Origin of the sequence: Streptomyces sp. NPDC015220 (assembly GCF_043079345.1) — a bacterium.
Lineage (GTDB): Bacteria > Actinomycetota > Actinomycetes > Streptomycetales > Streptomycetaceae > Streptomyces.
The window spans coordinates 53,045-72,430 of record NZ_JBIBUK010000017.1 but is presented as its reverse complement, the minus strand read 5'-3'; the positions used below and the strand labels follow the sequence as shown (position 1 = coordinate 72,430).

At 68.9% G+C, this 19,386-nt stretch carries 17 protein-coding genes and 1 pseudogene; 10 read left to right on the top strand and 8 right to left on the bottom strand.

Annotated elements, in window-relative coordinates:
* Positions 1 to 23 precede the first annotated feature (23 nt).
* From ACF061_RS27885 to ACF061_RS27875, 3 genes are all read right to left on the bottom strand, one after another.
* Positions 24 to 917, bottom strand: coding sequence for an aldo/keto reductase (locus tag ACF061_RS27885; RefSeq protein WP_392269733.1), 894 nt, complete (start codon positions 915 to 917; stop codon positions 24 to 26).
* Entirely contained in the window at positions 914 to 1,483 is a 570-nt protein-coding gene (locus tag ACF061_RS27880) for a TetR/AcrR family transcriptional regulator (protein WP_392269732.1), read from the bottom strand. The genes ACF061_RS27885 and ACF061_RS27880 overlap by 4 nt, the downstream gene beginning before the upstream one ends.
* A gap of 302 nt (positions 1,484 to 1,785) precedes the next feature.
* On the bottom strand, positions 1,786 to 2,508 hold the full coding sequence (locus ACF061_RS27875; RefSeq protein WP_392269731.1) for a Tn3 family transposase: 723 nt from the start codon (positions 2,506 to 2,508) through the stop codon (positions 1,786 to 1,788).
* A 136-nt stretch (positions 2,509 to 2,644) separates the two neighbouring features.
* Here ACF061_RS27875 and ACF061_RS27870 point away from each other — a divergent pair, with 136 nt between their 5' ends.
* A complete protein-coding gene (locus ACF061_RS27870) occupies positions 2,645 to 3,118 on the top strand; it encodes a hypothetical protein (protein WP_392269804.1) in 474 nt (157 codons plus the stop codon).
* Between the two features lie 223 nt (positions 3,119 to 3,341).
* Here ACF061_RS27870 and ACF061_RS27865 read toward each other — a convergent pair whose 3' ends face one another.
* From ACF061_RS27865 to ACF061_RS27855, 3 genes are read right to left on the bottom strand one after another with little or no spacing between them, the layout of a single operon-like run.
* Positions 3,342 to 5,201 (bottom strand): tyrosine-type recombinase/integrase, encoded by a 1,860-nt coding sequence (locus ACF061_RS27865; RefSeq protein ID WP_392269730.1) that lies wholly within the window; start codon positions 5,199 to 5,201, stop codon positions 3,342 to 3,344.
* 26 nt (positions 5,202 to 5,227) lie between these two features.
* Entirely contained in the window at positions 5,228 to 6,280 is a 1,053-nt protein-coding gene (locus ACF061_RS27860; protein ID WP_392269729.1) for a tyrosine-type recombinase/integrase, read from the bottom strand.
* Positions 6,181 to 8,037, bottom strand: coding sequence for a Tn3 family transposase (locus tag ACF061_RS27855; protein ID WP_392269728.1), 1,857 nt, complete (start codon positions 8,035 to 8,037; stop codon positions 6,181 to 6,183). The genes ACF061_RS27860 and ACF061_RS27855 overlap by 100 nt, the downstream gene beginning before the upstream one ends.
* A gap of 561 nt (positions 8,038 to 8,598) precedes the next feature.
* On the opposite strand from ACF061_RS27855, the gene ACF061_RS27850 reads away from it, so the two are divergent.
* From ACF061_RS27850 to ACF061_RS27815, 8 genes and pseudogenes are all read left to right on the top strand, one after another.
* Complete coding sequence (locus tag ACF061_RS27850) at positions 8,599 to 9,567, top strand: hypothetical protein (RefSeq protein WP_392269803.1); 969 nt, start codon at positions 8,599 to 8,601, stop codon at positions 9,565 to 9,567.
* A gap of 487 nt (positions 9,568 to 10,054) precedes the next feature.
* A complete protein-coding gene (locus ACF061_RS27845; protein ID WP_392269727.1) occupies positions 10,055 to 10,372 on the top strand; it encodes a LysR family transcriptional regulator in 318 nt (105 codons plus the stop codon).
* Between the two features lie 70 nt (positions 10,373 to 10,442).
* On the top strand, positions 10,443 to 10,745 hold the full coding sequence (locus ACF061_RS27840; RefSeq protein WP_392269802.1) for a hypothetical protein: 303 nt from the start codon (positions 10,443 to 10,445) through the stop codon (positions 10,743 to 10,745).
* A 296-nt stretch (positions 10,746 to 11,041) separates the two neighbouring features.
* Positions 11,042 to 11,395 carry a transposase gene (locus tag ACF061_RS27835; RefSeq protein WP_392269726.1) on the top strand — a complete coding sequence of 118 codons (354 nt, stop codon included), beginning with the start codon at positions 11,042 to 11,044 and terminating at the stop codon, positions 11,393 to 11,395.
* Positions 11,392 to 12,312 carry an IS3 family transposase gene (locus ACF061_RS27830; protein ID WP_392269725.1) on the top strand — a complete coding sequence of 307 codons (921 nt, stop codon included), beginning with the start codon at positions 11,392 to 11,394 and terminating at the stop codon, positions 12,310 to 12,312. The genes ACF061_RS27835 and ACF061_RS27830 overlap by 4 nt, the downstream gene beginning before the upstream one ends.
* A 170-nt stretch (positions 12,313 to 12,482) precedes the next feature.
* Positions 12,483 to 13,409 carry a hypothetical protein gene (locus ACF061_RS27825; RefSeq protein ID WP_392269724.1) on the top strand — a complete coding sequence of 309 codons (927 nt, stop codon included), beginning with the start codon at positions 12,483 to 12,485 and terminating at the stop codon, positions 13,407 to 13,409.
* Positions 13,410 to 13,520: 111 nt separating this feature from the next.
* Complete coding sequence (locus ACF061_RS27820; RefSeq protein WP_392269723.1) at positions 13,521 to 14,054, top strand: hypothetical protein; 534 nt, start codon at positions 13,521 to 13,523, stop codon at positions 14,052 to 14,054.
* A gap of 20 nt (positions 14,055 to 14,074) precedes the next feature.
* Positions 14,075 to 14,934, top strand: a pseudogene (locus ACF061_RS27815) (IS5 family transposase).
* 186 nt (positions 14,935 to 15,120) lie between these two features.
* Here the strand turns inward: ACF061_RS27815 and ACF061_RS27810 are convergent.
* On the bottom strand, positions 15,121 to 17,298 hold the full coding sequence (locus ACF061_RS27810; protein WP_392269722.1) for an MMPL family transporter: 2,178 nt from the start codon (positions 17,296 to 17,298) through the stop codon (positions 15,121 to 15,123).
* Positions 17,299 to 17,650: 352 nt separating this feature from the next.
* On the opposite strand from ACF061_RS27810, the gene ACF061_RS27805 reads away from it, so the two are divergent.
* Entirely contained in the window at positions 17,651 to 17,962 is a 312-nt protein-coding gene (locus ACF061_RS27805) for a cytochrome P450 (RefSeq protein ID WP_392269721.1), read from the top strand.
* A gap of 67 nt (positions 17,963 to 18,029) precedes the next feature.
* Here the strand turns inward: ACF061_RS27805 and ACF061_RS27800 are convergent, their stop codons facing one another.
* Positions 18,030 to 19,298 (bottom strand): cation:proton antiporter, encoded by a 1,269-nt coding sequence (locus tag ACF061_RS27800; protein ID WP_392269720.1) that lies wholly within the window; start codon positions 19,296 to 19,298, stop codon positions 18,030 to 18,032.
* Positions 19,299 to 19,386 lie beyond the last annotated feature (88 nt).

The window sequence follows — 19,386 nt, the reverse complement described above, 5'->3', positions numbered from 1 at the left end:
CGCGACCCGAACGTTGGTTCCGGTCAGCCGATGGGGACTTCGTTGGAGCGGGACTGGATGCCGTCGAGGGTGGCGAGGGTCTCGGCGTCGAGGGTGATCTCGCTGACCGCGATGTTGGCCTCCAGGTGGGCGGTGTTGGCGGTGCCGGGGATGAGCAGCACGTTCGGGGCGTGGTGCAGCAGCCAGGCGAGGCCGACCTGGGCGGGTGCGGCGCCCAGGGACTGGGCCACGGCGTGCACCGCCGGCTCGTCGGTCGCTTTGGGCAGGCCCGGGAAGGCCCCGCCGAGCGGGAAGAACGGCACCCAGGCGATGCCCTCGGCCGCGCAAAGTTGCAGCATGTCCTCGTCGTCGCGGGAGACGAGACTGTAGGCGTTTTGCACGCAGACGACGCCGGCGGGCAGGGCGCGGCGCAGGCCGTCGAGGGTGACACTGCTCAGGCCGATCGCGCCGATCTTGCCCTCGTCGCGCAGGGCGGTCATCACCGCGAGCTGGTCGTCGAGGTCGACGACCTGGTCCCCCTCGGGACGCAGCCCGGGGCCGGTGTCCAGGCGGCGCAGGTTGACCACCTCGAGCCGGTCGACGCCGAGGCTGCGCAGGTTGTCCTCGACGCTGGCGCGCAGTTGTTCGGGCCGCTGGGCCAGACGCAGCGGCAGGTGCCCGCCGGGGTTGGGGTCGGCCCCCACCTTGGTTACGACCAGGACGTCATCCTCGGGGCGCAGTGCCTCGCGGATCACGTCGTTGGCGAATCCGAAGCCGTAGAACTCGGCGGTGTCCACGTGGTCGACCCCCAGCTCGACCGCGCGGCGCAGCAGGGCGACGGCCTCGCCGCGGCGGTCATGCAGGCGCTCGAGCTGCAAGGCGCCGTAGCCGATCCGGAAGACGGTGCGGTCGGCGAACGAAGCAGTCGCGGTGGTCATGACGCTGTCTCCTCGGTGGGTGTGCGCAAGGCGGTGTACAGCAGTTCGGCCTGGTAGAGCCCCATGACCCGGTGGGCGATTGGGGCGGCGTGCTCCCGGGCTTGGGGCGGCTCGTGGTGCTCGACCTTGACGAGCCAGGCCGTGACGCAGTCGTGCAGCATCGCGCGCATCCGGTCGGTCGCGTCGACGACGATGTCGTGGACGGCCGGGTCGGTGGTCGCCTCGCTCCAGGTCTGTACAGCGACCCGGGCCTGAGCGGGGTCGATTGCGGCGGTCAGCCGGGAGAGCAGTTCGTCGGGGTCGGGCGGGACGTCGGCCGCAGCGAACTCCCCGATGGTGTCCGCACGTTGATGGAGCATCTGGCGGGCGGCGGCGCGGACCAGGTCGGCCTTGTTGCGGTAGTGCGCATAGATCGAGCCGACCGAGAGGCCGGACTCGGCGGTGATGTCGGCGATCGAGGTCCGCTCCAGGCCGTTGCGGCTGAAGCAGCGCACGGCGGCCTCGGCGATCTGAGTACGCCGGAGTTCCTTGCGCGCGTCGGTGAGCCGGGGCACCACACCTCCCATAAAAAGAATCTTTGTTCTGCTTATGGGAGACGCTACCAGAACTCTGGTTCTGTTTGTGGGAGGTGCGCCTGAACATGCGAGCTCACCAGTCCCGAGGGCCGTACGGACGCCTTCCTGTGGGGGTGGATCGAAGGGCGAAGGCCCGATGGCGTTGCGCCTGAGATCGCGGCAGTCATCGAACGTCATGCCGGGTCGCCGCTGTCCTGGACGGGTTCCACCATCGGCTGCTGTCGGAGAACAAGCGGACGCCGTTTCCAGTCGCCGAACTCAACCGTGCTGCGGGAGCCTGAGGGAATGCCTGGTCATGCTCCTTCGTCCTGTGGGCCGAGCTTGGCGAAGTCGACATCGAGGTGTTGCTCGTACGCCTCCGGGGCCGGGTCGAGTTCGTGGGTGGAGTACTCGCCGAACCGCATGATCTTCTCGGTGAGGTAGGGCGAGACCTCCGCCAGGTCCTCGGGCTCCACCTTCCAGCCCTCGGCCTGCAGCTCGCGCACCGCCTGGGCGATGTCCAGGGTGTTGTGGAAGATCAGGCAGTTGCTGAGCAGGGCGTTGAACTTGACCGCCTTCTCCTGCTCGGCCGGGTCGTTGTCGGTGATGACGCCCCGGTTGCCGAAGCGCACCCACTCGGAGAACCCGTTATACGCCTCGACCTTGTTGGTCGCGGCCGTCACCCGCCGGCGCATCTGCGGGTCCGTCAGGTAGCGCAGCAGCTGGATGGTGCGGATCACCCGGCCCACCTCGCGGAACGCCGCGTAGTGGGCGTTCTTGCGCGACCCGGAGCGCAGACGCCGCAGCAGCAGCACGGAGGACACCTTGCCCTCGCGCACCGACAGGGCGACCCGCATCAGGTCCTTGAAGTGTTGCTCGATCAGGTCCCAGTCGATGACGTTGCGCCCCGCCTCGCCGAACAGCGCGTCGATGTGCACGTAGGAGGTCTGCCGGGTGGGCCGGAAGAACACCAGGTCCTTCCAGTTGCGGATCCTGGGCATCAGCTCGAATCCGAGCAGGTGGGCGAGGCTGAACACCGGGTAGCTCTTTATGTGGACAGTTCAAGTTGATCTTCCTTTGGCTTGTCGCTCGGGTCGTTGGCGGTGTTGGTGCGGGCCGGAGAAGCCGCGCGCATAGAGTGAGAGCTTCGATGGAGTGGCAGGGGTGGAGGCCGTGGTAATCACCGTCCAGTGGATACGGACGTCATGGACGAAGCAGTCCCGCGGAGGAGAGGCCGCCGCCCGTAGGAACGCGGTCCCGGTCGGCTTCACTGTCCCGTCAATGCCGCCCTCGTTTGCCCACGTGGTCCGCATGCATGAGCGAGACGGCTTCGAGCCCCATGGCGTCGAGGAAGACCTGCGCAAGGTCGACGTCCAGCTTCGCGAGGCCGACGGCCGACTGCGCGTCCTTCCCCGAGTGCAGCCCCTGTTCGCCATCCCACCTCGGCCGCGACGGCCCCCAGCCGTGCGCCTTGCCTCCGGCCAGTGGGTCCGCTGGCAGCTCAACTACCGTTTCAGCAGCGCGGCGGGTGTGCGGGACTGGTCGTACTGGCTGGACACGTTCAACATCGCCTATGGCCCGGTGGATGCCGACGTGTTCTTGTCGGATCCCACTGTCCACGTTGACGAGCAAGGGCCGCTCCGGTAGCTCCGCCATGGGCTGATCACGCACTGGAGCCGTCCTCCTCCTCTTCCGCGTTGACCGGCTGACTGAGGTCGGCCAGGAGTCTTTCGATACGTTCGCTGGTGCAGCGGTGGCGTTCGACCTCGCGATCCCAGCCGCGTTCGGCCGCGTCGCGGGCGAGGGCCAGCTCGACCTCGCGCCGTGCCCGCAGTCGTGGTGCGTACTCGGGCGTGGTGACGAACTTCGCTCAGGTCAGGTAGAGGTCGCATTCGCACGGGCCTTCGGTGGGAAGCCGGAGGCAGCGGCCGAGTTCGAGTTCGGTCTTGAAGAAGTTCGTCTTGAGCCAGTCGACCGACGCATCCGGCAGCGTGCCGCTGCGCAGTTCGTCGGCGGCAGGGCCGGCGATGGTGGCGCCGGGGCCGAGCACGGCCTGGTAGTCGCGCAGGACTTCCTGGTCGCTGATCTGCGCATAGACGAGCGCCATGTTCACGGAGGTATGCCCGAGGACCTTCATGATGGTGTGGAGCTTCGCGCCGCGTTCGGCGAGCTGGGTGCCGACGGTGTGGCGGAAACGGTGTGCCGAGACGGTGCCCCGGCCGGTGCCGCCGCGTCCGCCGGGGCGGACGAGGCCGACGGCCTTGCAGGCGGCCTGGATCGGGGTCTCGAACAGGTAGTACGTCGACATCAGCTTGCCGTGGCTCATGAACAGGTAGCGGATCTCCTCACCGGTCCGCTCATCGGTGAACGGCCTCTCCGGTGCGTTTCTGCGCAGGTCGATGACCTTCTGCAGGGCCTCGGCGGCGTCCTCGTGCAAGGGGACGACACGCTCCTTGTAGGTCTTGCGGCCGGACAGGCGGAGCCGCGCGGTGCCGTCGGGATAGCGGTCCAGGCAGTCCAGCGGCAGGCGCTGGATCTCGGTGCGTCGGGCTCCGGACCAGCGGGCCACCAGCAGGGCGGCCCGCTGGAACGGGCAGGCGATCGCGTCGATGGCGGGCATCAGCCGGTCGAGGTCCTGGTCGGGGATGAACCGCGGCATCTTCTGCGGGTACTTCGGTGCATCGCCGGCGCCGATGAGGGTGTGGCCGGGCACGTCGTCGTACTGCCAGAGCGCGGTGTCCCGGAAGAACTGCGACAGCCCGGAGATCCGCTGGATCCGCGACATGACGCCCAGCGGTTTGCCCGTGGTCGGGGCCGGTGCCTCGGCGATGTGGCCGATCCAGTCCAGGCAGTGCTGACGTGTGACGTCGGCGAAGGTCGTGATGTCGGGATGGTGTTCGCCGAGCCACTGCCCGAAGACCCGCACCGCGAGCTCCAGCTTCTCCACCGTCGAGGGCGCGTCGGTCAGTCTGCGGGCCGCGAGCCACTTCTCCGCGGCGGCCTGCATCCGGGGAGGCAGGGCCAGGGGCGGTTTCCACGACGGCATCAGCTTGCGTGGCTGGACGGTGACCTGGCCTCGGTGGAAGAGCACCACCTCCAGCTGGTGCAGGTGCGTGATCCAGCACTTGGCCGGGCCCTTGTAGAACTGCTCAGTCGAGGGGTAGAAGGCCGCGAACTCCGGGTCCTGGGGAAAGAGCCGGATCGCTTCCAGGACTTCGCCGATGTGCTCGCCGGTGATGCCGGCGACGTCGGTGAGGCCGTTGCGGAGCACGATCCGGGCCACCGACCAGTGCATCGCCTGCTTCGCCGCCGGGCTGCTGTAGCCGAGCGCGATCGCCTCCTGGACCAGCTTCGTGGTGCCCAGGTCGATCCCGGCGAGCTCGGCCTGGTCGTGGACGCGCAGCTGGCCGACGGCGAACATCCACCGGTAGTCGAACGTCGCGTATCCGCGCAGGCCGAAGTAGGTCAGGTAGGGCCGGGCCTTGTGCGAGGCGGGGAACGACGGGTTGTGGAAGGACTCGCCGGGCAGCCGGCCCACCCGCGCGGCCAGCGGCTCGGCGAACCACGCGGCCAGGTCCGGCCACCTTTCGCGAAAGGCCCGGTAGTAGCGCAGTTTGGCGTTGAGGTAGTGGTGGTTGAAGCCGTCCTGGCTGCGGACGAACCTCACGTACTCCTGCTCGGGGCAATGCCGGGGACGCTGCCGGCGGATCGGGCCCGGGCTGGCGGTCATGGCTGCAGTGGAGGTCGGGCCGCCCCTCATGAGGTGGCCTTACGCGGCTTGCCCAGGGCGTCCAGGGCCTGGCAGTAGTCGGCGACGACGGCAGGGTCGGAGACCCGGGTGTAAAGACGAGTCGACTCCGGCGAAGCGTGACCAAGTCGCTTCTGCAGCGTCAGCTCCCGCATCCCGCCCTCCCACATGCGGGTCGCGTGAGTATGGCGCAAGGCGTGCGGGGTCACCCAGGGCTCACGGATACCGGCCCGGGAGAACATCCTCACCAGCCCGTCGTAGCCGAGCGGCTCCAGCCGACGGGTGCCGCGGCCGCCGATCAGGAACACCAGCCGGCTGTCGGCGTCCTGCGGCCGCTCGTTCATCACGTAGGCGCTGACGGTGGCCAGGGTCTCCACCTCGTGCAGGTCCACGACTCGCTCCTGGCGGGACTTCGACCGGGCGCCCTTGGGATGGTCGTCACGATGCCGGACCACCACGCGCCGCCGTCCGTAGGCCAGATCGTCGAGGTGCAGGCCGAGAACTTCGCCGGGCCGCAGTCCACCGTGGAGCATCAGCAGCACGATCGCCCGGTCGCGCAGCCCTCGAAGCTGCGTGAGCAGCAACTGGATCTGTTCATCGTCCAGCGGACGGGGCACCCGCTGGACCGTCTTGACACGTACGGCCCGGCGGACGGGACGCTGTCGGCTGGCCCGGCCCATGAACGGGCGGTGACGGTCGGAGACGCGCTGCAGAGCGGGGTCCGGGCGCTTCTCGATCGGGTTAGCCCGCTCCAGCAACCCGGCCAGAATCGCGTACTCGTAGAACGAGGAAACCGCCGCCAGGATCCGGTTGACCGTGCTCGCCGCGAGCTTGGTCGCCGGGCCGTCGGCGTCCAAGGTCACCACCGACAGCGTCATCCGGCGGCGCGGACGACGGGACGGCACCGACCGCAAGTACTCCAGCAGCGCGATCGCGTCCGGCGGACCGAACCGCTCCCAACTCAGGTGCCGGTTCTCGAAGAACCGCCACAGGTGCCGGAGGTCGTAGGCATAGGAGACGAGCGTGTTCGGCGAACAGTCCCGGGCCTTGAGGAAGCGCAAGAATCCCCCAACGACCTCGACCGGTACCCCGTCCTCGTCGAGCAGCTCGACAACGGTCGAGCCGTCTTCCAGACACCGCTGCTGAACTCGCACGGACACCCCCGTAGCCATCGCACCCGACGGCCCCGACGGCCGCCCCCAACTCCCAACGGAGGCTGAGGTGTCCAGGTAACTAAATGGCCCTGGGTGTCCGCGTGGATCGTGGTCGGCTGGATCTCTGACTCGTTCTTCAGCAGCCCCTCGATGATGTAGACCGCCTCCCACCCCCCGCAGGGGATGAAGTGGGTGAACAGCGCGATGTAGGTGTCGGCGACGTGGTGGTAGGCGATGCCGCCGGGCCGGCCGTAGCGGATCGAGGTCTCGGCGACCAGGTTGTTCAGGTAGGTGTCCATGTGGGGGCCGTCGGCTGCCACTGCTGTGCCGTCGCCCCAGGCCCGGGACATGTCCAGCCGGCCGTGGGCGTTGACCACGTCGGTGATCGCCTGGTTCAGCTTGGGAACAGAGAAGTGCCGGTTCGCGGTGGCGGACAGCTCGTGCCCGCTCACGCCGTTGATGTGCCGGGCCGCCTCGTAGGGGCCCATGTTGGTGCCGTTGACGAATGTCGTAATGACGTACCGGCCGAAGGCGTCCTTGAGCTTCGGGTCGTGGCCGGAGGCCGGGCCGAAGCGCCGCCACCACTCGATCCAGTACCCGGTGCGCGCCAGCACCCCGAGCAGGGACCGCTCGGGCAGGCGGGACTTGATGGCCTGCTCAAGCTTCACCGCGCTCGGGCGCCGCTCGTCCGCCTTGTACTTCTCCAGCGTGGGCACCCCGCTCTTCGGGTCGATAAACAGGCCCTCGTTCTCCGGATAGCCGGAGTCCGCTGCGGCCGCGGCTTCGGTGAGCCGGTCCTGCAGCTGGGTGCGGAAGGCGCTCGCGTCGAACGGCGTCTCGTCGCCGGGCTCCCGGAAACCGACCTCGACCAGGTAGGCCGGTAGCCTCTCCTCCACTTCCCGCCATCCCAGCAGCTGCTGGCTCCAGTCGGCGTACTCCTCCGAGCCGGTGACCGCGATGTCGCCGCACCGCAGCTCCTCGGCGAGGTTGAAGAACACCATCGCCTCGAAGTGCCGACGCACGTACGAGCCCGGCCGGGTGCGGTCTCGCACGATCTTCTGCCAGTTCTGGGTGGCGAAGCGGATGTCCACCACCCCGGTGTCCCGGCCCTCGTCGTCCTGGCCGCGCACCGGGATGTAGTCGCGGGAGTTGCGAAACCGCAGCAGGTGCTTGAACGCATCCAGCACCCGGCTGTCCTCGCTGGTGGCCACCAGGCCCAGGCTCTCCAGCAGGTTCAGCATCACCGGGCGGTCGGCCTTCAGGTGCCCGTGCATCAGCACCTCCCAGTTGTCCCCGTGGTGGGCGGAGACCTTCTCGATCTGGGAGTACTGGGCGTCGAACCCGCCGAAGCCGTCCACCGCCGAGGTCACGCTGAACAGGCCGTTGGACTGCACCATCAGCCCTTCGGCCAGCTTCAGGAACGCCGCCGCGACCTGCCGCTTCAAACGCCGGTTCACCTCCAAGGCCCCGGCCGCCTCGTCCAGGCCCTCCAGCGCGTCCAGGGTCTCCTTGGTCAGCGCGCCAGCATTGGCCCGGGCGGTCTGCGCCGGCCCGTCCGCGTCCACCTGCCGCAGCAGGGTGCGGTAGTTGCCGATCAATCCCTCCACGATCGCCTGCTGCTGGCTGCGGATCTCCTCGTCCGCTCGATCGACGTCATGTCCCACTGACCGCCCAACTCCGATGCCAACACGACCACGGGCGAACACCCGCGCGGTGGGCATCGTCATCGAAGATCGACAGCCAGGGGCCAGAACACCCCAAGCCAGCACATGACAGGCCATCAGATGATATTGATCCGCTCACAGCGATCCCGGCCTGCGGATCAAGGCTTCAAGATCATCTTAATGTGGGTTTTGCAGGCACCTTGGCCGGACCCCGCGTTCGGTCCCCCGGGGCCGCGATCGTGTCGGGGGCGAGGTTCCCGGGGGGACACCGGGGAAGCGCCGCGATGGCGCCGGCATCCGTGGCCGGTGCTGCCCGACGGGTACGCCGCAGCAGCCTCCCGGCGGAGGCTGAACCCCGGGGGCGGGACGGACCAGTCCTTGCGATCGATGGTGTGCCAGACCCGCAGGGTCTCCAGGGCGGGCGGCGAGTCATCGACGTGTCTTCTGAACTCATGATCCACCTTCTCGCCTCGCGTGTTCGATTTTCTGTTCGATAATGTGGCGGGGGAGGTGGTGACCGTGTTGACAGCACAGTGGGAACGGGCGCGCGGGGTGCCGGTGATGCATGTGCGCTGCCCGGACCACCTGTCCGAGGATGCCTACCCGCAGAGTCTCGAGCAGCTGGCCGAGCTGTCCCCGGTCGGGCAGGCAGTGCCGCCGTCGGCGGCGCTGGTGGAGCTGAAGGGCGCGCTGCGCTACCACGGCACGGACACCCGCCGGCTGGGAGATGTGCTGCGGATCCGCACCCTGTCCCGCCTCGGCGTCGACGTCCGAGTCGGCATCGGCCCCACCATCACGGTGGCGGCCACCGCCTCCGCCCGGATCCCGCTGCCCGGCGGCGTTCTCGCCGTCGCCCCCGACCAGGCCGACGCCTGGCTCGCACCCCTGCCGGTGGAAGCCCTGCACGGCATCGGCCCGCGGCAGGCCGACATCCTGCACGACTACGGCATCCACACCGTCGGCCTGCTCGCCGCCGTCCCCGCCGCGACCGTGCAGCGCCTTCTCGGCGGCAGGGCCGGACGCCTGGCCGCCGACCGCGCCCGCGGCACCGACCCCCGCCCGGTCGTCCCCCGCGCTCTGCCCCGGGCCGCGAGCGTCCGACGCAGGTTCGCCCGGCACGCCCTCGACGGCGCCGCCGTCCGCTCCACGCTCCTCGACCTGCTCGTCCAGCTCGGCCGCCTGATGCGCGGGCGCGGCCAGGCCGCCCGCGCCCTCACCCTGACCCTGAGGTTCGCCAGCGGCGCAGCGTGGGAGAAGACCCGCCGCCTGCCCGAGGCATCCGGGCACGACGAGGACCTGCGCACGGTGGCGTACCAGCTGATGGACGCGGCCGGACTGCAGCGCGGCCGCCTGACCGGCCTCGCCCTGAAAGCGGAGGACCTCGTCGACGCAGGCCAGACGGCTGAGCAGATCAGCCTCGACCACGCCCGCGAAGCCCGCCTGGTCGCCGAGGAGGCCATGGACCGCATCCGCGACAAGTTCGGCCCCGGCATCATCGGCCCCGCCGCTGTTCTCCGCCGCGCCTCCTGACACGCCCGCGGGCCGGTGACGCCAGGCGACCTGTGGTCCGACCGGCGTATCCGGCGCGCGCGGCCACCGGCAGGGATTTAACCTCCAAGAGCCTGGCGCTGACAGGACGTCAAGGCACTTCGGGCGGCCCCGCACTCCTATGCGGCCTGGAGCGGGGGCCGCCCCATGGCTCTTGCCCACGAGGATGCGGATCCCGGCGGCCGGTGCCAAACTCCGCTGCGGCCAGGGTCGCAAGGCGGCACGGGGTATGAGGGGAGACAGCCGACGCAGGTTCAGCGGACGTCTGTGCCGGGGCCCACGCTGCTGAGATCGACTGCCGCCCGCAGACACGGCGGCGGGTCCTGGACAGCTTCGACGAGGCAGACGGCGCCCGCTCCGCGAGGGCCCGCAGGACTACAAGCGTCGCGGCACCATCGAACGGGACTGGCTCATCGAGCAGTACATCCACCGCCGTCGACCCCTGCCGGGCCTCGCCCGCGAAACCGGCGTGAGCACCGCGAACATGGCCCGCTGGGCTCACACACACAACATCCCCCTCCGCCCCCGCGGCGGAGCCCGCCACGACACCGCCCTCCGCACCGCCGACGAAGCCGACACCCTCCCCGTGATACTCCGCAAGGCCCTTACCGGTTTATTCGCATGGCAGCGGCTCTCGCGGTTCGTGGCGGCCCGGTCCTACCCCACCCTCGCCGACGCAGCCCGACACCTCGGCATCCACCAGTCCGCTCTGGTGACCGAGATCAACCGCCTGGAGCGGGACCTCGGGCAAGCACTGTTCGAACGCGCCGAGCGCGGTCGGTTATGAAACTGACCCCCTTCGGCGAGACAGTCACGGCAGCGGCAAGCACCGTCATCATTGACCGGTGACCACATGGATGCGCTGCTACTGGGACGAGGAAGACACCTGGTTCTACTTCGAGGTCGACGCCGAAGACTGGGTGATCCGGCAGGTCGAACTCGAAGGCCCTGAGCTGACCCCGATTGCAGCTGCCTCCCTCGCCGAGTGGCAGCGGTCCTACGACGCAGGCCGCCTCGACGAGTACGACAGCAGGTTCGGGATCACAGCCGAACAGCCCGTCTCCGAGTGGGAAGGCCACGATCCGGAGCAGTTGACCTCCGACGAGTTCGAGGAAGTCTGGAACTCCGCCCGTCGGCAGATCGCAGCCCGGCCGTCATGAGATCGGACGAGTGGAGGAGGAACTACGAAAGCTGTTGATCGCAGGCTCCCGGCGGCCAACCGGCCCACCAGCACGACCAGGCTGCGCCCCTCCCAGGGCTCACCGACGTCCATCCGGTAGTCGGTCAGCCACAGTGACAGTCCCTCGTCGGGCAGCCCGCTCTCGTCCGCCAGCATGGTCAGCGGGCGTCAGCCGGCATCGGCGTCACGGCGACGAGCCTGCTGCGGGCCTCGTGGACCCCCTCCAGCCCTGCCAGTACGGCAGCAGCCGAGTTGAGGTTCCCCCGAGATGCGGGCATGAGGACAGGGGGTCAGATGGGTCTCACGAGAGGAGCCCAAACGATGCCTGCCCCGAGGAAGTACCCGCTGGGGTTGCGTGAGCGTGCAGTTCGGATGTACCGAACTGCTGAGCCGAGGCCCGTGATCCGCCGCATGGCCGAGGAACTCGGCGTGCACCATGAGGCTCTGCGCAACTGGATCCGTCAGGCCGAGGCCGATGCCGGCGAGCGAGGCGACATCCTCACCACTGCCGAGCGTGAGGAGCTGGCCGCTCTGCGGAAGGAGAATGCCCAGCTCAAGCGGGCGAACGAGGTCCTGCGGACGGCCTCGGCTTTTTTCGCAGCCCAGCTCGACCCGACCCGGCCCAGGTGACCGCGCTCCTCGATGCGCATCCACACCTGGGGGTCGAGCCCGTACTCCGGGAACTTTCCATCCCCTCCTCCACCTACTACCGCTGGCGCCAGGCCGAGAAGGAACCGTGCGAGCGACGCCGCCAGGTTGCCGAGCTCACAGGGAAGATCCGGCAGGTCCACGCTGACTCCGGCGGGATCTACGGCTCACCCCGCGTGCACGCCGTCCTCCAGCGTGAAGGCGTGCATGTGGGCCGCAAACGCGTTGAACGGCTCATGCGCCAGGCCGGCCTGGCCGGGATCAGTCCCCGGCAGGGCAAGGGCTTCACCCGGCGTGACCCGGACGCAGATCTGGCCCCTGACCTGGTGCAACGTGACTTCACCGCGAACATGCCGAACCGTCTGTGGGTCACCGACCTCACCATGATCGCGACCGACGAGGGCCCGCTGTGGCTGTCTGCGATCCGCGACGCGTTCTCCCGCCGGGTGGTGGCCTGGGAGACCTCCGACCGCGCGGACGCCGACCTGGTCCTGACCACGCTGGAGTATGCCCTGGCCAGCCGCGAAGTCGCCCCCGGTGAGCTCGTTCACCACGCCGACCACGGCTGTCAATACACGTCCGTGAAGCTCACGACACGCCTGCTCAGGGCAGGTATCCAGGCGTCCATGGGCTCGGTCGGCGACTCGTTCGACAACGCCCTGGCGGAGAACCTGTGGATGGTCATCAAGACCGAGTGCATCCGCGGCCGCGTCTTCGCCACCAGATCCGAAGCGAACCTCACGCTCTTCGAGTACATCGACGGCTTCTATAACCCCCGCCGCATCCAGAAACGACTCGGCTACCTCAGCCCGATCGAGTACGAGGAGAAGCACTACGCCAACCAGGCAACGACCGAACAAGTGAACCTGAAGCCACGTCAAACCGCCCTGACCAGCTAGTCAGCCACCCCCGCACAGCGGGGGAACCTCACACGGCCACGAAGGCTGTCTTCGGTCTGGACTCGGCCACCTACCGTGACGTGACCGGCACGGCCTCTCTTGTCGTGAACCGGCAGGACTTCAGCGTACGGACCGCACCGTCCGGGCAGACCGCTGTTGTGGACAGCTCCATGACCCCTGAAGGGGCCATCAGCGCCGCGAATCCCCGCTTCGTGGACCTGGCCTGGAAGGCGTACTCGCCCAAGGCCCGCTACACGGTGCTCCGCGGCGACACCGTGCTCGCGGAGCTCCCGGCGGGATCAACCAGCTTCCGTGACACCACGGCGAGGCCGGGAGCTGCATATCAGTACCGGATCGTGCCGCAGCTGGTCGGCGACGCCTCGCAGGCACGCACCTTCGGACTGAACGTGAGCGTCCCCGCTCCCGAAAAGGGGCAGTCGGATCTCGTGGCGATGCGCACATCCGCCACGGCCCGCGCCAAAGCCGCCGCAGCGGCGACCACCACGACCCTGACGTGGATGACGTTCATCGCACAGAAGCGCCTGGACGCCCCGCTGGCCGCCGGAAAGGCAGTCTGCACCTACGGCAAGGGCTATACCTTCGGTGGCGACAACCACGGCTTCGACTGGCGCAGCTCCAGCTACCGCACAACCGCCAACGCCGTGATCACCTGGAAGAGCAAGAAGGTCGACGGATACACGAGCATCGGGGCCACGCACGTGTACAACAAGAAGACCGGCAAGCTCGTAGCCAAGCGGACCGCGTCCGGCAGCAAAATGCAGGTCCGCAAGCTCGGCAGCGGATCGGGCTACGTCGACATCCGAATGGTGACGCACGCCACCAACCCGTTCTGCAGCAAGAAGCTGCCCAACGCGATCGACGGAGCCCTGCAGTTCAAGATCCGCTCGAACGGCAACTGGGACATCCGTTCTGGTAACCATCGGCAGATGCCCAGCCACTACATCTACGTCTACAACGGCGGCCGGGTGACCGACGTGTACAAGGCCAAGGCCGCCAGCCCCTGGTGCCTGTCCGGGTCGGGACCGGCCGGATGCCAGCTGGCGAACCTGACCGGCTACTACGGCCACTACAAGTAGGAACCGGCTTCAGCCCGCCCTCCCCGGCGGCCCTCGCGCAAGCTCGCGAGGGCCGCCCGTGCGGGAAGAACCCCGAAGTCCGCGTACCGTCGGGAAAGGAGGACACTGACCATGGAAGCGGATCACCGCACAGGGTGCTCCATTGGCCTACGAACGGAAGAGCGTGACATGACCGTCACCTGGCGCAACGCCGTCACCTATGCGCTGACCGTTGTCATCGGCTCCTGGATGATCGGAGCTGTGGTCGACCTCGCCTGGTCAGCGGCGGCAGGCAGTCTCGGGTCTTGGGTATCGCAGTGGCCGACGAACTCCCTGTCCTACGTGTTCCTGGCCGCCGCCACGCTCACCCTGACCCTGACGCGCCGTTTCACCCCTGCCGCACCGCAGTGGCGCATCCCGCTGGTCGACGGAGGCGCCTACCTGCTGATCCTCCTGCTGTGGGCAGGCCTCACCGCCTGGCAGGACGGAGCCGCAGTGCCGGCCGACGACGCTTTCGCAACAGCGGGTTTCGCTCTGCTCACCCTTCAGCTGCCGGCTGCTTGGCTGCTGAGCACCTGGCGCGCCCGGCACCTCGATGTTGCGGTGCGCCAGTGCAGCAAAAGCGCCATGGCGCCCAGCTGGGGTCCGTCTTCAGAGATCATCTAGTGGTGGGTCATGGTGGGGTGTTGCGCCGTCATGAACTCACCGATCAGGAGTGGAAGTTACTCGCTCCGCTGATACCGCGGGCCGCTACTGGGCGGCCGCGTGTGTCGGACCGGTAGGTCGTCAATGGGATGGTCTACAAGATCCGGACCGGGATCTCCTGGCGTGACCTGCCGGAACGCTACGGGCCGTGGAAGACCGTTTACACCCGCTTCCGTCGCTACGCCCTGACGGGCGTGTTCACCCGGGCTCTGCAGAAGATCCAGTCCCGTGCGGACGCGGCCGGTGACATCGACTGGCTCGTCCAGATCGACTCCACCATCGTCCGCGCTCACCAGCACGCCGCCGCCACCGGCCGAAAAGGGGGGCCCATCAGCCGGACGAACCGGGCGATCACGCTCTTGGCCGATCCCGAGGAGGACTGACCACAAAGATCCACCGGGCCTGCGACGGCCGCGGACGCGCCCTTGCCATCCTGCTGACTCCAGGCCAGCGCCACGACGGCATCTGCGCACGGCCCCTCCTGGAGCGCATCCGCGTCCCCCGCTCCGGCCCCGGCCGTCCCCGCTGCCGGCCGGACCAAATCGTGGCCGACAGGGCCGACAGCTCCCGCGGCTTCCGCGCCTACCTCCGCCGACGGGGCATCGCGCACACCATCCCCGAGAAGAGCGATCAGCAGCGCCACCGCCGCGACAGGGGCCGTCGCGGCGGCCGGCCTCCCGCCTTCGACCGGCAGCTCTACCGTCGCCGTAACACCGTCGAGCGCTGCTTCAACCGACTCAAGGGCTTCCGCGGCATCGCCACCCGGTACGACAAGACCGCCACCTCCTACGAAGCAGCGGTCAGCCTGGCGTCGTTCCTGCTCTGGGCAAGATCCGTTTGAAGACACCCTAAGCGTTGTCCCGTAACTCGAGGCGAAGGCTGATAGTCATCAAAGCCGGACCGACTTGCCCGGTTCCGCCCCGACTCGTGGCCTCAACGGGATCCCGGCCAAGCAGGTCGAACCGGACACCGGCAAGCGCGCTCCAGAGTTGCGGGACAACGCTTAGATGATCTTTGAAGACGGACCCTAGTTGCTGCGGCCGGCGGGGTTGTGGGTGATGCTGTCGCGGCCCTCGCCTCCGTGGGCCGGGACCGCGCCGGCGGAACCGGTCCGGGCGGCCCGGTCTCCGTGCCCGGGCCACCAGGCCGCGTGCCCGATGAGCGCGGTGAGGCTGGGTGTGAAGAACATCGACATCACGAAGGCGGCGACCACGATGCCGAAGGAGACGGCGAAACCCATTTCCGTGAGCAGTGAGTTGCCCGCCAGCATCATCGTGGCGAAGGTGGCGGCCAGGATGAAGCCGGCCGCGGCGACGGTCGGCCCGGCGTGCCGCAGTGCCATGCCGGCGGCCTCGCGCGGCTCGCGGCCCTCGCGGGCTTCCTCGCGCAGCCGGGCGATCATGAGGATGTTGTAGTCCGTGCCGATGGCGACCACGAAGAGATACATGATCACCGGCAGCATGAACATCAGGCCCGAATGGCCCTGGCCGTTCTGGAAGATCCACACGGTGGCACCGAGGGTGGCGCCGAAGCCCAGGCCCACGGAGGCCATCAGGTACCAGGGCGCGACCACACTGCGCAGCAGCAGCCCGAGAATGATCATGATGAGGATCGCGGCGACGGGGAAGACCGTGCGGTAGTCGTGGTTGACCGCGGCGTCGATGTCCTTGAAGATCGAGGACATGCCGCCGACCAGGGCCTCGGTGCCGTCGGGGGCGTCGGTGTGGGCGACGACGCGCACCCGGCCCACGGCGTCGATGGCTTTGTCCGTCGATGCCTCGTACTTCAGCGTGACTGTGAAGTCCGCGGTGGTGCCGGCCTTGTTGAGCTGGGTCATCCGGGCGTCCGCGACCCCGTCCACGGCGCCGAGCTTGCGCGCGTAGGAGTCGAGCGCGCCCCGGTCCAGCGGCTTGCCGTCGGTGCTGGACAGGTAGACGTCGGTGGGAGCGGCCGCGCCCGCCGAGTACGCCTTCTGCATCTCGTCCTGGGCGACCATGGACTCCTTGGTCTTGGGCATGGACCCGGATGCCAGGTCGAAGGTGGCGTTGAAGTTGAGGATGCCCAGCGACAGCACGACCAGGACGAGTCCGGACAGCCCGGCGGTCAGCGCCGGGCGGCGCCGCACCCCGCGGCCGAGGGCGGCGAAGCGGGCGTTCTCCGGTTCCCGCTGCCAGGACTTGGAGGGCCAGAAGACTTTCGGCCCGATGAGCGAGACCACGGCCGGGATCAGGGTCAGGCCCGCGACCAGCGTGGCGGCGACCGCGATGGCGAGTGCCGGTCCCATCTGCTTGAGGAAGCCGAGCGTGGACAGCACCAGCGCGAGGAAGGCGATGATGACTGCCCCGGCGGCCGAGGCGATGGCCTCACCGACCCGGTCGACCGCGTTGACCATGGCCTGCTTCGGTTCGTCGCCGGCGCGCAGGCGTTCGCGGTAGCGGAACATCAGGAACAGGAAGTAGTCCGTGCCCACGCCGAAGAGCACGACGATCAGGATCGACGAGATCGAGCTGTTGGCCTGGAGGTCGAACAGCTTGGTGGCGTAGGCGATCAGCCCGTTGGCGATGGCGGACACCAGGCCGATCAGGACCAGCGGCAGGATGGCGAGGATCGGCGCCCGGAAGATGATCAGTAGCGTCACCAGGATGATGACGAAGGTGCCGATGCCGATCAGTGCCTGTCCGCGTTTGGAGGAGTCCTGTTGGTCGAGTGCCTGGGCCGCGGAGCCGCCCAGTTTGACCTCCAGGTGCGTGCCTTTGGCGAGTTGCCTGACGTCGTCGCGCAAGGTCTTGGCCGCGTCGGCCTGTTCGGGCTGGCCGGCCTTCTTGCTGTCCATCTGGACCAGGGTCATGGTGTACCTGCCGTCCTTGGACGGCTGGCCGGGGACGACCTTCTGCACCTGGTCGATGTGCTTCTTGCCCAGCTCGGTGGTGATCCGGGCGACGTCCTTCTTGTCGGCGTCGGTCAGCCGGCCGCCGTCGGTGCGCTGGTACAGCGCGATCGCGGACGGCGTGAAGGCGCTGGGGAACGCCTTCTGCTGCAGATTTGCCGCTCTGATGGATTCGTAACTCTTCGGCAGGAAGCTGCTCTCGTCACTGTTCGAAGGCAGGCCGGGAGCGGTGGCGACGATCGCCACCGCGGCGATCAGCCAGGCCACGATCGTCCAGACGGGATGTCGGACGACAGCATTGCCTATTCGTCGGAACATGCGGGGGGTCCTCCTGGCCAGGAAGATCACCGCAGCCCGGGGAGCGGTCCCTGGCATCGGCGACCCCGGCCGACGCGCGTCCAACGCACCGGCCGAATGGTTGTCTTGGGGCCACATGGTAGTGACCTCGCGACGGGATCATTCCAGCAGGCGCGCCCCGGCACGAGGGGATATCGGGCGGCCGCCGCCGGCGGGCCGCGAGGAGCACCGGACGCCCCCCTGCGGCCCCGCCACCGCTGCCTTTCGGATCCTGGCCACCCCAGCCACCCTCGCAGTGGAGGGCGGCATGGACCACGCGGCTGTGCTACCGGATGTCTCCAGCCACGCGTCCTCGCGTATGGTGCGCCTTGCCTTGCGTTCCCACGACCGCGGTCGTGCCGAGACCGCCACCGCGCGGTCACGCCGCCTCGCCGGCGACCGGGGCGGCCGGTCGGCCGTCCTGCGGGGGGCCTGCATCCCCTTCGGGGCGGGAGGCCACCAGTGCATCGGCGAGTTGTTCGCCCGGGCGGAGATGATGGCGACGGTCGTGGCCGTGGTGAACCAGTGGCGCCTTCTACCCGTCCTGGCGAGGCAGGGCCGGGGAGTCATGACCTCCACCCGCCATCCGCGCGGCCTCGTCATGGCCGCGTGGCCGCGCACGAGGGTGGCGCGTCCCCAGGGGTGACTACGGACATCTCTGACGTGACGACGGAGTTCTGGATCGTCAGGTGGCATCCCGCCCGGGGTGCCCGCTACCGCGCGGGGCGCGTCTCGGCCGCCGGGTTCTCGTCCGGCTGCCGGGCCGCCTGCCGCCGGTCCAGCAACGTCAGTACGGGAGCCGTCATCACCGTGGTGACCAGGGCGACGATGACCAGGACGCCGAAGAGGGCCGGCGAGGCGATGCCCGCGCTGAGGCCGACGTTGATGGCGATGAGCTGCATCAGCCCGCGCGCGTTCATCAGCGCGCCCACCCGCTGGGCGATCTCCGGCGGCTCGCCCAGCATTCGCGCCACCGCCCAGCAGGCGCCGAACTTGCCGGTGATCGCCACCGCCACGCAGGCGACGGTGAACAGGATCAGATTGTTGCCGGACAGCAGCGTGAAGTCCGTGTTGAGTCCCGAGTAGGTGAAGAACAGGGGCAGGAACACGATGCGGCTGATCGGTGCGATGGCCGCCACGGCGCGGGTCACCACCGGGTCGCGGGGGAAGACCACGCCGAGGCTGAAGGCGCCGAACACGGCGTACAGGCCGATGCGGTCGGTGTACCAGGCGGCGAGGAACAGCAGGAGCACGGTGACCAGCAGCATGTGCTCCTCGGTGAGCCGTCGCGCCCGCTCCAGAACCCTGGCCCGGACGCGGAGGAAGGCGCCGAGGAACACGGCGAGCCCGATCGCGCCGCCCACGGCCAGCAGGAAGGTGTCCGCGTTGCCGCCCGCCATGCTCAGCACCATCGCCAGCAGCACCCATGCCACGGCGTCGTCCATCGCGCCGGAGGCCAGCGCGACCGAGCCGAAACGGGTGTCGGTCAGGCCGCGTTCGGTGATGATCCGGGCCAGCATCGGGAACGCGGTGATGGCCACGGTGACCCCGACGAACAGCGCGCCCACCGTGGGCGAGACACCGTCCGGGTAGAGGTCCACCGCACCGTGCGCCGCCCAGGCCAGCCCGGAGCCGAGCAGGAAGGGCACCACGATGCCGGCCGCCGAGACGGGCACCGCCGTGCGGCCCACCGACCGGAGCCGGTCGGTCCGGAACTCGTAGCCGGACAGGAACATGAAGACGACGAGACCGACCTGCCCGGCCACGTACAGCATGGGTCGTATCTCGTCCGGGAACAGGGATTTCTCCAGGCCGGGGGAGAGGAGGCCGAGAACGGACGGGCCGAGGGCCACCCCGGCGACCATCTCCCCGACCACGGGCGGCTGGCCGAGGCGGCGCAGGAGCAGACTGACGAGACGGCAGACGGTGAGGATGACGGCCACGGCCAGGAAGAACGCCGGGCCCATCTCGGTGGTGGACAACGATGACTCCTGGGGGAGGGGGCCTTGGGAGACCCATGGAGGCCGGTGCGGACCTGGGGACGTCCACGAGGGTCTGCGGGGATGATGC